We start from the raw sequence: 14,379 nt of genomic DNA on the forward strand, positions 1-14,379 counted from the left end.
ACTATGACAAATACATAAATATTAATTTTTGCAAGTGCGTTACCTTTTATTTTTGACTCTGCGATACTAAAAGTAAAAGGATTCTGAAAATAGATAGGTTTAACGACAACCGATACTATCGCTAATTACCCATCCAGAATCTCCAAGAGTGGTGGAAATATAGAGCCATTGAAAGTTATTTGCCATACCATTTCTTTGCGGATCGACTTCAACACGTTCGCTAATTTCTAAAAACTTTCTTTTTCTAGAATCAAAACCGGGAGAATCATAGAGATTGGTTTCTCTAATAATTTCGCATCGATTTAAGGATAGAGGGAATTGTGGAGGACGTGTGGTTTGAGGGAATTGTGGAGGACGTGTGGTTTGAGGGAATTGTGGAGGACGTGTGGTTTGAGGGAATGTTGTTTGAGGGAATGTTGTTTGAGGGAATGTTGTTTGAGGGAATGTTGTTTGTGGTTGGGTGATAATAGGAGGACAAAATTTAAGCTCGCTTGTTTCGATGTAACCTAAAAAATTACGTTGTCGATCGGAAACTGCAATTAATCTTTGTCCGTTTCTATTATTTTCCAAAAGATAGACGATATCATTGGTATTAAGGAAAAATCCTGTTATGGCTCGAATACTATTAGCGCTATAAATGGGAGTTTCTCGTTTAACTGCACGACAGTCTCCTTGTTGGCCTAAGTCATCATTGAATTGTGCAAGTTGAAAAGAAAGCTGAGGTGAAGCAATATTGAATTGGGAATCTTGTCGTGAAAGATTAACTTGGCTTTCGGTTGACGCGATCGCCCCTCCTTCTCCAAGACTTCCCAATAGCAGCGCCAAAAGTGCAAGCGATCTACTCCAGTGTTTCATATCTTTCATAATTGCCCGAACATTTACAACCATACAAAAATCTGACGTGAATTAATCCTATCCTCGGATTTAATTAATATCTGCACGCGAAACCCTGAAAAATACAGCAATATTAAATATCTATAGTGTGTTCTGGGAAAAATCTTCCTTTTTATGCCAAATTCCGGATTTTTGTAATATTTTGTCATAAATCGGCATGGCATAACCCTATTTCGTGCAAGCAACTTTCCTCCAGAATAAGTATTTATGCCCAAGGTTTGAATTTAGTTTTCCTAGACGCTTGGGGCGATCGCGCTGTTCCCTAAATCTCCTTCAAGAAAGAAAAATTAACGAAGAAGGAAAGCGATCGCCGCAAAATTTCTGAAAAATCATCTCAATCTCAACTGCGAATGGTAAAAAGAAGAGAAAGTGGCATCACCTTGAAAAATAGCCAAGAATGAGGGACAACGGCAATGATAAAGCAGAGTAGTGGGTTAATTATCGGCATAATCATCGGCATTATTGGCGCAATAGAGGGCGCGATCGCCCTGACACCCCATAACAATCGTCCCATCAATTCCCAGCATCGAGAGCGCCTCTACGGGCAAACCGAGATTTTACGGCGAGGCGATCGCAGTGAAGCGGTGGAAGAATTACAAGAATTATTAAAAGCGATCGGGGTTTATAACGGTCCGGTGACTGGACTCTACGGCGAACAAACCGAGGCTGCCGTGCGCCAATTTCAGCGCGATCGCGGTTTAATTGAGGATGGAGTTGCTGGGGTACAAACTCGCGCCGCAATTTCTGCTGTAGCGCGATCGCAAACCCGTCCCAATACTTCTCCCAGTGTCTCTCCTCCCAGCACTTCTCCGGCTTCCTCTCCTTCTCTGCCAACCTTCGCCCTCGGCAGTCAAGGCAATGCCATCCGACAAATTCAACAACGTTTGCAAACTCTCGGTTATTTATTGATTTCTCCGACAGGAACTTATGACGAAACCACCCGAGAAGCGGTGATGAAATTTCAGCGCGATCGCGGTTTAAACGTCGATGGAATTGTCGGAAAAAAGACTATTATTGCTCTCGAGCGTTCCCTCAGTCCTCAACAAATTCGCAGTTTACAACAGCGCTTGCAACAAGCAGGATTTTATGACGGTGCGATCGATGGAGTTTGGGAAGAAACAACCCAACAAGCGATTGAATCTGCTAGAGAAAGGTACGGGGTGAGGGCAACAGATGTAATCCAAAAAAATGATTAAAGAAAATCAATCATCACTAAATTTACAGCTATCAAAATGTGATGAGATTTAAACCGAACTATCTCGTAAAGATTCTTCTTGTTTGCGAACTTCTGCTAAGAGTTCGGCATTTTGGAGAATTACTCCCACTTGGTTATTAAAAACTAGCATATATTGCCGATCGCTTTGGTCAAAACTGGTTTGAAAATAAGGAGGAATGTTATGATTCGGATAATCGTGATGACTGTAATTAATATAGCGTTCGATCTTAATTTTATTGATCAATTGCGTGACTCCGATTAATTCTCCATCGGGATTTAAGATTGGCATACAGAGTAAACTGCAAGTGCGATAACCCGTTTTGCGATCGGTTTCTTGAGCCGTTTTAGAATCAGGATAATCGTACAGATCGAAAGGAATATTGAGAGAAGATCCCGTCTCTGCAACTTGTCCGGCAAATCCCTGGCCGACTTGAATGCGGATTTCTTTTAATTCCCCATCTCCAAAAGGAATCTTCGTCCAGAGTTCTTTATTTTCGCGATCGAGTAACCATAAAGTGCTGCGATCGGCATTCATTAAATCTTTCGCGGCATCCATCACTCGTTGTAAAATTGCATCGAGTTCTAAACTGCTTTGCGTCACCGATCGCGTTGCGGCCATTAATGCAGCCGCAACTCGCTGTCCTCGTGCTGTTTTATGATACGACCGGAAACTATCTAAAATCATGCGAATTAAGGGTGCATTTTCAGTAAAGCGAATTTCATCTTCTTTACTAAACCCTTGAGGATCGATTCTATCCGCAAGGGAAGCCGTGCGATCGTAAAAGCGTTTTAACTTATTAATACATTGGACAACCGCAACAAGATGACCGTTTTCATTGGTTAAAGGAAACGCCACCATTGTATAAGTCCGATAATTATTTTTTTTGTCTTGTTCTTTCGCTGTTATCGATCGCGGATCGTCATAGAAATCGTAAGGAATATTAATCGGCCGGTTGTTTCTAGCCACTTCTCCCACGATGCCTTTATTCACGGGAATACGAATTTCTAAAGGTTGTTCGTCTTCAGATTCGGCAATAATCGACCAGAGTTCGTTTTTATCTTCATCGAGTAAAAAGATGGTCGTGCGATCGGCACATAAAGATTTACCAGTTTTTGAGGTAATCGATCGCAAAGTCGTATCTAAAATATCATCAAACCCTTGACCGTCCATCACTTTATTTAACATGGCAAGGGTTTGACTGACCACACTTTGAGGACTGCTTTCTGCTTGGAGCCTCATGGCTTCAAATTGTTTGGCGTGTTGTAGTGCTACTCCCACTTGAGAATTAAAAATTTTCATATATTTTTGACTATTCGCATCGAAACTATCGCGAAAACATTCTGGTGCTTCCGGCCAATCGTCGGGATCGTATTCGGGATAATCTCCCTGCCTTCTTTTATTAATTAATTGCGTCACCCCCATGAGTTCTCCTTCTGGACTCCAGACAGGCATACAAAGTAAGCTACAAGTCCGATATCCTGTATTTTGATCGGTGTTTTTGGCTGTATTTGCTCCAAGATGATCGTAGAGATCAAAAGGAATATTTAAGGCTTGTCCTGTTGCTGCAACTTGTCCGGCAAAACCTTGACCGACATTGACGCGAATTTCTCGTACGGTTCCATCTTCAAAAGGAATTTCTGTCCAGAGTTCGTCATCCTCTTCATCTAATAACCATAAGGTACTGCGATCGGCATTCATTAATCGTTTTGCTGCTTCCATAACGCGCCCGATAATTTCTTTGGAATCGAGGGTACTTTGGGCAATCGTTCGTGTTGCTTCGGTGAGAGCTTCAGAGGTTTGCAAGCGTTGGGTTAATTTATAACAAGATTGGCAGCGTTCGAGGATACGTTGAATGGCAGGAGAATAACTTTCGAGTTGCCGTTGGTCTTTTTCTGTAAATCCTTCGGAATCAATGCGATCGACGAGGGGAGTATCGGGATTAAAAATCTTTTTGAGCTTATTAACCACTTGTAAAAATGCCACGATATCATCGCGATCGTTAACAATGGGTAATGTTAATTCATTGCGATAGGCAGTCCCTTGATCTTGCACTTCTGCGACGATTGTATCCCAATCTTCCGACTCGGAAAAATCCATGGAAACATTAACTGCTTTTTTATAAATCGTGACTCGTCCGGCAGTTTGATTATTGGCAAAAATTTGAATTTTAGTGGAGTTACTAACGCTGGTTCGTGCTAAAATAGACCAGAGTTCATTTTTATCTTTATCAATAAAGAAAATATTGACGCGATCGGCTTCAAGTAATTCCCCTAGCTTCAAGGTTAAAGAGCCTAAAATAGAAGAAAGAACGTCATCAAAATCTCGCCCTTCCATCGAGCCGAGCATTGATAGTAATTTTTGTTCTTGTTCGGCAACTAATTGTTGGAAACTGGGTTGAATGGAATTTAGTGACTTTTTTACCCAACTTTTATCGAAAATTGTGGCATAAATTTGGTTGTAAGGAACGAGACAATCGCTTTGTTTCACGACTAATCCAGAGAGACGTAATTCCATTTCTTCATAATCATTGTCTGGAGAAATCGCCTTTCCTTCTAGGACTTGTTGATAGAGACTTAAACGGGTGGCGGTGCGTTTTCCGGGGAGCAAAAGGCGATCGCGAATTGTCTTCAGATGTGGGGGTTCGTCTTGTGCTTCCCAGTTAGAAATGAGCTTTTCGCGCACGACGTTTTCGACCCACTGCGCTTCTCGTCCGGATCGCGGTGCAGTATCGTCATTTAACAGATAATTGCAGAGTTTTTGCGTGAGAAAAGGCTGTCCTCCCGTCCAATATAAAACCGCTTCCATCGCCACTTCCGGGTTGCCAGCCTTCTCCGTCAAACCCACAACTAAAGGCTGTATCTCATAGCGTTGAAAGCCGTGGAGTTCGATCGCTCGACCGATATTAAAGGGCGTGCGGTTCTTATCTTGGATCAGATCGTAAGGAGTCGCAACCCCAAACAGAGCAAAAGTGAGGCGCTCGTATTCCAAACAAGTGCGAAGGAAAGCAAAAAAATCATCCGTGCGGAAATTGAGGCTGAGAATACTGTCAATTTCATCGATAAAAATGATAATGCGATCGCGCACCACTTCCAATAAAACTTGTTCGATTAGTTCGTTAAGGCGTTGAATGGGGGGGAGAAACTCGCGATCGCGCAACCAAGACCGCAAATTAATTGGCAGGCGAAAGCTCGTGACGAGGCGACGCATCACCCCGGCATACCATTGATCCGGTGTAATATCTTGAGAACCGATCTTGGTTAAATCCACCGCAGCACAGGCAATCCCCTCTTCTTTCAGCTTGTGCATGGTGCGGACGCGCAAACTGGTTTTCCCCATTTGGCGGGAGTTGAGGACGTAACAAAACTCTCCCCCCTGCAAACCTTCATAGAGTTCGCGATCGGCTTGGCGCACCACATAACTTGGCGCATCTAAGTGCAAATGTCCGCCGACGGTATAGCGATAGGTTGCGTTTTGGGTTTCAATCATGCTGTTTGGGAGGAGTCCGATACACCTTATCAACTATTATGGCGGAAACTCTTCCCCAGTATTGCGATCGCTATTCCCGATTCGGACGACTCAATCTGACTGAAGATTTCTGGGCAGAGAATTTCACTGAGGAGACAAATTGGGGTAGGATCGAGCAAATTGTTTCAAAATGTAAAGCGTGTGGGTAACATCATCGACTGAAACCGCATTAACGCCGACGGCGATCGCCCTCGGTAATTTTGATGGCATTCATGGGGGTCATCGGCAGGTTCTACAGCCAATCTTGCAAGGAAATCGAGAATTGGCAGGAATCGGCGCGGGTAGTGAAATCCCCCCTGAATCCTCTCGAATTTATCCCACCGTGGTCACTTTTAATCCCCACCCGAGGGAATTTTTCACGGGTCAAAGTCGCAAACTGTTAACCCCCCTAGCAGAAAAAGCCGAAGCACTCAAACAATTGGGAGTCGAACAGTTAATTTTACTCCCTTTCAATCGGGAACTCGCGAATTTAAGTCCCCAAGCCTTTGTCAAAGAAATTTTACTCGATCGCTTGCAAGCGCGTCTGATTTGCGTGGGAGCCGATTTTCGGTTTGGCAAAAATCGTGCTGGAAATGCCGAAGAATTAAAAGCGATCGCAGCAACATTCAATCGAGAAGTCGCGATCGTTTCCCTACAAGAACTCGCCGCACAGCGCATCAGTTCTTCCCGCATTCGTCAAGCGCTACACGAGGGTGCGATCGATATCGTCAAACAGCTTCTCGGTCGTCCTTATCGCTTAAACGGAACCGTCATTAAAGGACAGCAACTCGGCCGTGCGATCGGCTTTCCCACAGCAAATCTCGATATTCCTGCCGATAAATTTTTACCCCGTTATGGCGTGTATGCTGTAGAAGTCGAGGCCGTAGGCTTACCCCTCCTAAAAGGTGCAATGAATCTCGGTTGTCGTCCCACAGTCAATGACGGGAAAACCCCCATTATTGAAGTTCACCTCTTAGACTGGAATGGCGATCTCTACGATCGCACCCTCACCGTCTCCTTAGAAAAATTTATTCGACCCGAACAAAAATTTGCGTCTCTCGATGCTCTCAAAGAACAGATCGCGATCGACTGCGAAATCGCGAGAAAATTCCTTGAAGAAAGAAAGATCCCTCGATAAAAAGGATGAACTATTTCTCCTCTCCTTCTTCACTGATAACTAATAACTGATAACTGTTCACTGAAATGACCGATCGCATCTCCAAACTCACCAAAAATCTCGCCCGTACCATCGTCGGCAAAGATGATGCCATTCGCCTCGTTCTCGTGGCTCTCATTAGTGGCGGTCACGCCCTTCTCGAAGACGTACCGGGAGTCGGGAAGACCCTCCTCGCTAAATCCCTCGCCCGTTCCGTCAATGGCAAATTTCAGCGCATTCAATGCACCCCCGATCTGCTTCCCAGTGATGTTACGGGAACGAACATTTGGAATCCCAGTTCCAGAGAATTTGAATTTCTCGAAGGACCCACCTTTGCGAATGTCCTTCTGGCCGATGAAATTAATCGAGCCACTCCTCGCACCCAGTCTGCCTTACTTGAAGTAATGGAAGAGCAACAAGTGACTGTAGACGGACAACCCCGCAAAGTGCCTATTCCCTTTTTTGTTATCGCCACCCAAAACCCGATTGAATATCAAGGCACTTTTCCTCTGCCTGAAGCCCAAATGGATCGCTTTACCCTATCCTTAAGTTTGGGTTATCCCAGCGAAGCAGAAGAATTACAAATGCTCCAACGCCAGCAAGAGAAAACCTTGGGAGAAATCGATACTCTCGAACCCTGTATCAGTCTCGAAGAAGTGTTGGAATTGCAACGCCTCGCCAGTCAAGTTAAAGTAACAACGGCTCTGCAACAATATATGCTCAATCTCGTCAGGGCTTCCCGAGAAGATGATGAAATTGCCTTGGGAGTCAGTCCGAGGGGAACGGTTGCCCTACAGCGAGCAACTCAGGCTTATGCTCTCATTCAACAACGGGATTATGCTCTTCCCGATGATGTTAAATTTTTAGCCCCTCACGTTCTCTCTCATCGTCTCATCCCCTCGGGAGGCAAACAGGCACGCACGATTGTCGATCGCCTGCTACGGACAATTCCCATTGAGCAATAAACAATGAGCAATGAGCAATAAAATCAAGTATTGAGTTTATGATTCAACGCAAACGCTACAAATCGCAACACAAAAGAACGCCAAAATCTCCTTGGATTTTGGCGGGTTTAATTTTTTTCTGGAGTCTGGCGATCGGAGTGGGTCTGGCGATCGCATTGGGAACGAATCATCCGGTGTATTCTCAATCCCCAGAACCCATTCCCACATTAAAATCTAATTTAAAATCTGTAGATCCCGTTCCCGAAGACTTAGCATTTGCCCGAGATGTTTATGTAGAACGATGTGGAGAATGCCATGTTGCTCTCCCTACAGAAATTTTACCGACAGAAACTTGGCAGTTTTTACTGCAAAATCTACCTCAGCACTATAACGTCAAAACTCGCGATATTATTTCACCGGAAATTATCTTGATGTGGAACTATATTCAGTTATTTTCTCGCACTTATGGGGAAGCAGGAGAACCGCCTTTTCGCATTGCTGACTCTCGTTATTTCCGCGCCCTACATCCCAAAGTTGAGTTTCAACAAATACAAACAGCAAACACTTGTACGACTTGTCATAATCGCGCTTCGGAATTCAACTATCGCAGTCTGCGAGATGGAGTCTAGGCGATCGCAAGGAATATTCTCTGGCCTAAGTAAATTCCCTAGTATTGTGTGATGAATGTCACAAAAGTTGATGCTGAAGATCGCGGAATTCCCGGTGTTGCTCGATGATGATAAGACCTAGAATAAAGATGGTCGGTCAGGGTTCGATATGGGGTTACTTTTTGATGATTCTTAGCCTTCTCGTAGAGCGAACAGGCTTCCGAGTTAAAGCATTCAGGCACTCCATCTCCCACCAGCAAAACTTTCCTGTTCCGAAGGCAATGAAACTGAGATGTCAAATCAAGCATTAAGTCGTCACCCACTATTTGCACCTACCCAAGTTCTTCCTAACTTAAGAAGCGGACAATTGTTTTTTGTCAAAGGCGGAAAAGGAGCAGGAGTTATTGTTTGCCATCCCCATCATGCAGAAATATTGGGACCGGGATCGGCAGTGGGAGGCATGCTAGATTTAGATTGCCATCAGTTGATTCCAGTCGGAAAAGTGGCGTTAACTTATCCTGAATCTTACGGACAACGACGAGAGTCTTTTCTCATTCGTCAAAAGTGGATCGGATCGGCGCAAAAAGCCATTAAACATCCCGTACCGCTCAAACGGGCTTCGTTAATGGTCATGATGATGGAGCGATATTTTGGACGTAAAGCGATCGCAGAACTTTCTGATGAGATTTTAGCCAGTATTGTCGGGGTACTTCCCAATACAATGATCGTGGCCAGACAGCACAGAAAGCGAGTTCAACTCGTCCCGCAGCAACGGAAAAGACAGTTTCCGAACCAAAAAAAAATAACCGTTCCTGCGTAAAGAGATTTTATCTTTGTGCGATCGCTCTTCTCTATAGCTTTTACTATTAAGCTTTGACCCTCCCCGCTCTAAAGAGATGGGGCTATCAATCTCCCGCTCTTTTCTCGTAAAGTGCAGATACAAAAAGGGAAATCGCAACAAAATCAAACGCAAACTTTTCGGCAATTCCAACAGATCGATAAAACCAGAGAAAACAATAGTTGAATTTTCAGGGGGAGCGATCGCAACATCATTCCGCTCCAACAAGTTGATAAAATCAAACTCGTCCTCATCCCCTGCGAATTTTATGTCTGCTTCCCCCTTCTCCCCCGACGAAATCGCCTCAGAAGGCATCAAACCCGAGGAATACGAAGAAATCGTCAAACGTCTCAATCGCCACCCCAACAAGGCAGAATTGGGCATGTTTGGGGTGATGTGGAGCGAACATTGCTGTTATAAAAATTCCCGCCCTCTCCTGAAACAATTCCCCACCACTGGCAAGCACGTCCTCGTCGGACCCGGTGAAAATGCTGGGGTAGTAGACTTAGGGGACGGGTTTCGCCTCGCTTTTAAAATTGAATCTCACAATCATCCCTCTGCAGTCGAACCCTTCCAAGGGGCCACCACGGGAGTCGGAGGCATTCTTCGAGATATCTTTACAATGGGGGCGCGTCCCATTGCGATTTTAAATTCCCTCCGCTTCGGGAATTTGGAAGATGCTAAAACTCGACGCATTTTTAACGGAGTTGTAGAAGGAATCGCCCATTATGGCAACTGTACAGGCATTCCTACCGTTGGCGGCGAAGTCTACTTCGATCGTGCCTATTCGGGAAATCCCCTCGTCAATGCGATGGCTTTGGGACTAATGGAAACGGAAGAAATCGTCAAAGCAGGGGCGGCGGGCATCGGCAACCCTTTACTATATGTCGGTTCCACTACGGGACGAGATGGTATGGGAGGTGCCAGTTTTGCCAGTGCGGAACTTAGCGATGATTCAATGGACGATCGCCCCGCCGTACAAGTGGGAGATCCTTTTTTGGAGAAGTCTTTAATCGAAGCTTGTTTGGAGGCATTTAAAACCGGTGCAGTAGTGGCAGCACAAGATATGGGAGCAGCCGGACTAACTTGTTCCACTGCGGAAATGGCGGAAAAAGGAGGGGTCGGGGTTGAATTAGATTTAGACAAAATACCCGCCCGAGAAACTGGAATGATCCCTTATGAATATCTCCTCTCAGAGTCCCAAGAAAGAATGTTATTTGTGGCAGAAAAAGGGCGAGAAGAAGAATTAATTGAGATTTTTCACCGTTGGGGACTCCATGCTGTGGTTGCTGGGACAATCATCAAAGAACCCATCGTGCGGATTTTTCATCACGGCCAAATTGCTGCCGAAGTTCCCGCCGCCGCCCTCGCGGAAGATACTCCCCTCTATCAACGAGAAATCCTCTCAGAACCACCAGAATACGCAAGGAAGGCATGGGAATGGACTTCAGCCAGTCTTCCTCCCTGTAACGAGCAAGGTATCCAAATCGGCGAAAAATGGCACAGTTGGAACGATGTTTTATTGACGTTGCTCGATCGCCCGTCCCTCGCCTCAAAACATTGGGTTTATCGCCAATACGATTGCCAAGTACAAAATAATACCCTCATTCTTCCCGGTGCCGCCGATGCGGCGGTGATTCGCCTTCGTCCAGTCACCAGTCACCAGTCACCAGTCACCAGTCACCAGTCACCAGTCACCAGCCCAACAACAAATAACCAATCACAAAAAAGGTGTAGCCGTCACCACGGATTGCAATTCTCGTTATGTTTATTTAGATCCTTATGAGGGAGCAAAAGCAGCAGTAGCAGAGGCGGCACGGAATTTAAGCTGTGTGGGAGCAGAACCGATCGCCATTACGGATAATCTCAATTTTGGCAGCCCGGAACATCCTGTCGGTTATTGGCAACTCGCCCTTGCTTGTCGAGGGATCGCGGAAGCTTGCGAGGAATTTGCAACCCCTGTCACGGGAGGCAATGTTTCTCTTTACAACGAAACTCTAGACTCAGAAGGCAAACCTCAAGCCATTTATCCCACCCCCGTTATCGGCATGGTGGGACTCGTTCCCGATATTACTCGCACTTGCGGCCAAGGCTGGCAAAAAGGCGGCGATCGCATCTACTTACTCGGTATGGGTTCCCCTCTCACGTTGGGCGCATCGGAATATTTAGCCACCATTCACGGCGCGATCGCAGGACTCCCCCCCAAGATTGATTTTGACTTAGAACGAAAAATCCAAGCTGCCTGTCGTCACGGTATTCGCGAAGGCTGGGTCAAGTCTGCCCACGACTGCGCTGAAGGCGGTCTTGCCGTTGCTTTGGCCGAATGCTGCATCAGTGGCAATTTCGGAGCAGACATTACCCTCAATGCCCTTCACACCGGACAACGAGTAGATGAGATACTCTTTGGAGAAGGAGGAAATCATATTTTGGTGACGATCGCATCAGATTTTTGTCGGATTTGGGAAGACTATTTACAAGGAGCGATCGCTAACCTGTGGCAAGAAATGGGTACAGTCACGCAACCCGAAGGAAACTTACGGATATCCCTAAACGATCGCGAATCCGCAATTGACGTTAAGATATGTGACATTCGCGATCGCTGGTCTCGAGGGATTGAGCGGCGATTGTAGGAATTGGGAATGGAGAGAAAATCTTCTCTCCCCCAAAATCCAACCCCTCTAGCCTAAATGTTAAAGAAATATTAAGCTAAGGTTAGAACAGGTCTAGAATTACGATTCCATCCCCTGTAACAAATTTGACCGATCGCACGCCTGTTCCCGCATCTGTTCCCTTTCAATGCCAGCATTCAGGAGCCCAGTAAAACTTCTATGATCCCCAACCCCATCTTCGCTGACGAGCAAAATCTTTCCCCCGCCAAGCGATCGCCGGAAAATCCCGACAAAATGGAGGAAGCCTGCGGTGTTTTCGGCATCTATGCCCCCGAGGAAGATGTCGCCAAGTTGAGCTATTTCGGCTTATTTGCCCTCCAGCATCGCGGACAGGAATCCGCCGGCATTGTTACTTTTGCTGGGGAAAAAATGCACCAGCATAAAAATATGGGTTTGGTGTCGCAGGTATTCAGCGAGGAGATTCTCAGCCAATTACCCGGAGATCTGGCTGTCGGACATACCCGCTATTCCACCACGGGATCGAGTTTAAAAGTCAATGCCCAACCAGCAATCGTCAAAACCCGATTGGGACATTTGGCACTAGCACATAATGGCAATCTTGTCAATGTCAAAATTTTACGAGAAGAATTGGTGCGACGGGGATGCAAATTTGCAACGACAACAGACTCAGAAATGATTGCTTTGGCGATCGCCGATGAAGTGGATAGCGGTAAAGAATGGTTAGACGCGGCATTAAGTGCTTTTGGGATGTGTCGGGGGGCTTATAGCTTAGTGGTGGGAACACCCGCAGGATTGATGGGAGTGCGCGATCGCTATGGCATCCGTCCTCTCGTTATCGGCATTTTACCGGGCAATCCCCAACGTTACGTCCTCGCTTCAGAAACCTGCGCCTTGGATATTATCGGGGCGGAATATTTGCGAGACGTGGAACCGGGAGAACTCGTTTGGATTACAGAAGAAGGGATGGCTTCCTTTCATTGGGGAGGTAAACCCGAGCGAAAATTGTGTGTATTTGAGATGATTTATTTTGCCCGTCCCGATAGTATGGTTAATGACGAAACCCTCTACAGTTATCGGATGCGCTTAGGGAAACGCCTCGCCCAAGAGTCTCCCACCAAAGCTGATATCGTCATTGCGGTGCCGGATTCTGGAGTGCCTGCCGCGATCGGTTATTCGGAAACCTCGGGTATTCCCTACGGAGAAGGATTAATTAAAAACCGCTATGTGGGACGGACTTTCATTCAACCCACTCAACATATGCGAGAAGCCGGCATCCGCATGAAACTCAATCCCCTCAAAGATGTTTTACAAGGAAAACGAGTGATTTTAGTCGATGATTCTATTGTTCGGGGTACCACCAGCAGGAAGATCATCAAAACCTTGCGAGAAGCCGGAGCCACAGAAATTCATATGAAAATCTCTTCTCCTCCTGTTACCCATCCTTGCTTTTACGGTTTGGATACAGACAGCCAAAGCCAATTGATCGCGGCCACCAAATCAATCGCGGAAATTGCCCAACATATCGGCGTAGATTCTCTTGCTTATTTGAGTTGGGAAGGAATGTTGGAGGAAACAGGAGAATCCCCGAGTAGCTATTGTTCGGCTTGCTTTACTGGAGATTATCCCATTAATATTCCCGAAGATATAAAACAAGAAAAGTTAATGTTGGAAGAAGCTACGGTTTAGTTGACTGCTCCTCCTCCTCTGCTTTGTTAAAGGAGGGGGATTTTTAAGTAGTCCAGAAATAGACTCATCAACGGGGGCATGTCAGTTAGGTAAGAACAGATAAACTAAAGCAGTTAGAGACTATTATCAAGCAATACTCCGGACAGTTTTTCCTACGAGGCTACAAGACTTACAGGGCAATCATTGTCGCGATCGCTGATTTATTTGCAAGTTAGCACTTATCTGGAGTTTAGACTACGGAAAAGAACTCAGCTAAGAAAAGAAAGCTGAGAAGAGAAGAAAAGTACTGGCCGGCTGAAGGGGCGACAAGCAAGCTAGAAGACAGACTGTAAAAGGGAAACAGACCTCAAGCCCCTCTGATAATGTCAAAACCTTAAGTCAAAACCTTAAGCAGTGGTGTGTCTGGGAATGCCAGGAGGGAGATTTGAACTCCCGACACAAGGATTTTCAGTCATGTCAATAATTGAAATACTACAAATACTTTCAATGGTTTTGCACGTCACCGTCTCGTTAATGGCACAACAATATTGACACTGCTTAAGGTTTGCACGTTTTCGATCTCAGAGAATGTAAACAGAATGCGACTTAACCGAAATACTGATTTACCTGACGACATTGATACGGTAGAAAAATTACTGATGTGGTGTTCTATGGTTTTGGCTGATAGCTACAGCGATACTAAATTCGAGGAAACTCGCGGAAACTATGAGGCTGCAATGGCTGAAAATGTTTTTCCTGTTGACATCGCTGGCTCTACAAATCCATCGAGATTCTTATTCATCGTTCGAGGGGTTGTTCCTGTCGATAATGAGTACCGTCAGAGGAAATTTGACTATCAGAGCGCCCTACCTTTAGGCGACGCAAGTGACGTTGTTCCGTTGGCTTTTAGGACGGCTGCATAA

Annotated in this window: 9 protein-coding genes and 1 pseudogene; 8 read left to right on the forward strand and 2 right to left on the reverse strand. The window is 45.6% G+C overall.

Annotated features, from left to right (window positions below):
- Window positions 1–99: 99 nt before the first annotated feature.
- Window positions 100–888, reverse strand: coding sequence for a hypothetical protein (locus AC6RV6_RS11925; protein ID WP_500241064.1), 789 nt, complete (start codon window positions 886–888; stop codon window positions 100–102).
- Between the two features lie 419 nt (window positions 889–1,307).
- Here AC6RV6_RS11925 and AC6RV6_RS11930 point away from each other — a divergent pair, with 419 nt between their 5' ends.
- Window positions 1,308–2,090, forward strand: coding sequence for a peptidoglycan-binding domain-containing protein (locus tag AC6RV6_RS11930; RefSeq protein WP_500241065.1), 783 nt, complete (start codon window positions 1,308–1,310; stop codon window positions 2,088–2,090).
- A gap of 48 nt (window positions 2,091–2,138) precedes the next feature.
- Here the strand turns inward: AC6RV6_RS11930 and AC6RV6_RS11935 are convergent, their stop codons facing one another.
- Window positions 2,139–5,597, reverse strand: coding sequence for a GAF domain-containing protein (locus AC6RV6_RS11935; RefSeq protein ID WP_500241066.1), 3,459 nt, complete (start codon window positions 5,595–5,597; stop codon window positions 2,139–2,141).
- 178 nt (window positions 5,598–5,775) lie between these two features.
- Here AC6RV6_RS11935 and AC6RV6_RS11940 point away from each other — a divergent pair, with 178 nt between their 5' ends.
- The 7 genes and pseudogenes from AC6RV6_RS11940 to AC6RV6_RS11970 all read left to right on the forward strand — a co-directional run bounded on the left by AC6RV6_RS11940 (window position 5,776) and on the right by AC6RV6_RS11970 (window position 14,379).
- A complete protein-coding gene (locus AC6RV6_RS11940; protein ID WP_500241067.1) occupies window positions 5,776–6,753 on the forward strand; it encodes a bifunctional riboflavin kinase/FAD synthetase in 978 nt (325 codons plus the stop codon).
- 65 nt (window positions 6,754–6,818) lie between these two features.
- Window positions 6,819–7,736 carry an AAA family ATPase gene (locus AC6RV6_RS11945; protein ID WP_500241068.1) on the forward strand — a complete coding sequence of 306 codons (918 nt, stop codon included), beginning with the start codon at window positions 6,819–6,821 and terminating at the stop codon, window positions 7,734–7,736.
- 38 nt (window positions 7,737–7,774) lie between these two features.
- Window positions 7,775–8,344: a cytochrome C gene (locus tag AC6RV6_RS11950; RefSeq protein WP_500241069.1), complete on the forward strand. Its 570-nt coding sequence runs from the start codon at window positions 7,775–7,777 to the stop codon at window positions 8,342–8,344.
- A gap of 271 nt (window positions 8,345–8,615) precedes the next feature.
- Window positions 8,616–9,143: a hypothetical protein gene (locus AC6RV6_RS11955; RefSeq protein ID WP_500241070.1), complete on the forward strand. Its 528-nt coding sequence runs from the start codon at window positions 8,616–8,618 to the stop codon at window positions 9,141–9,143.
- A 286-nt stretch (window positions 9,144–9,429) separates the two neighbouring features.
- Window positions 9,430–11,791 (forward strand): annotated as a pseudogene (gene purL, locus AC6RV6_RS11960) (phosphoribosylformylglycinamidine synthase subunit PurL).
- A gap of 198 nt (window positions 11,792–11,989) precedes the next feature.
- Entirely contained in the window at window positions 11,990–13,477 is a 1,488-nt protein-coding gene (gene purF / locus AC6RV6_RS11965; protein WP_500241071.1) for an amidophosphoribosyltransferase, read from the forward strand.
- 578 nt (window positions 13,478–14,055) lie between these two features.
- Window positions 14,056–14,379 (forward strand): hypothetical protein, encoded by a 324-nt coding sequence (locus AC6RV6_RS11970; protein ID WP_500241072.1) that lies wholly within the window; start codon window positions 14,056–14,058, stop codon window positions 14,377–14,379.

It is taken from the genome of Spirulina sp. LEGE 11439, from assembly GCF_059821285.1.

What these genes read in the sequence shown, in the direction of transcription:
- AC6RV6_RS11925 (WP_500241064.1), bottom strand. Translation starts at nt 888, where the DNA reads ATGGTTGTAAATGTTCGGGCAATTATGAAAGATATGAAACACTGGAGT.
- AC6RV6_RS11930 (WP_500241065.1), top strand. Translation starts at nt 1,308, where the DNA reads ATGATAAAGCAGAGTAGTGGGTTAATTATCGGCATAATCATCGGCATT.
- AC6RV6_RS11935 (WP_500241066.1), bottom strand. Translation starts at nt 5,597, where the DNA reads ATGATTGAAACCCAAAACGCAACCTATCGCTATACCGTCGGCGGACAT.
- AC6RV6_RS11945 (WP_500241068.1), top strand. Translation starts at nt 6,819, where the DNA reads ATGACCGATCGCATCTCCAAACTCACCAAAAATCTCGCCCGTACCATC.
- AC6RV6_RS11950 (WP_500241069.1), top strand. Translation starts at nt 7,775, where the DNA reads ATGATTCAACGCAAACGCTACAAATCGCAACACAAAAGAACGCCAAAA.
- AC6RV6_RS11955 (WP_500241070.1), top strand. Translation starts at nt 8,616, where the DNA reads ATGTCAAATCAAGCATTAAGTCGTCACCCACTATTTGCACCTACCCAA.
- purF (WP_500241071.1), top strand. Translation starts at nt 11,990, where the DNA reads ATGATCCCCAACCCCATCTTCGCTGACGAGCAAAATCTTTCCCCCGCC.
- AC6RV6_RS11970 (WP_500241072.1), top strand. Translation starts at nt 14,056, where the DNA reads ATGCGACTTAACCGAAATACTGATTTACCTGACGACATTGATACGGTA.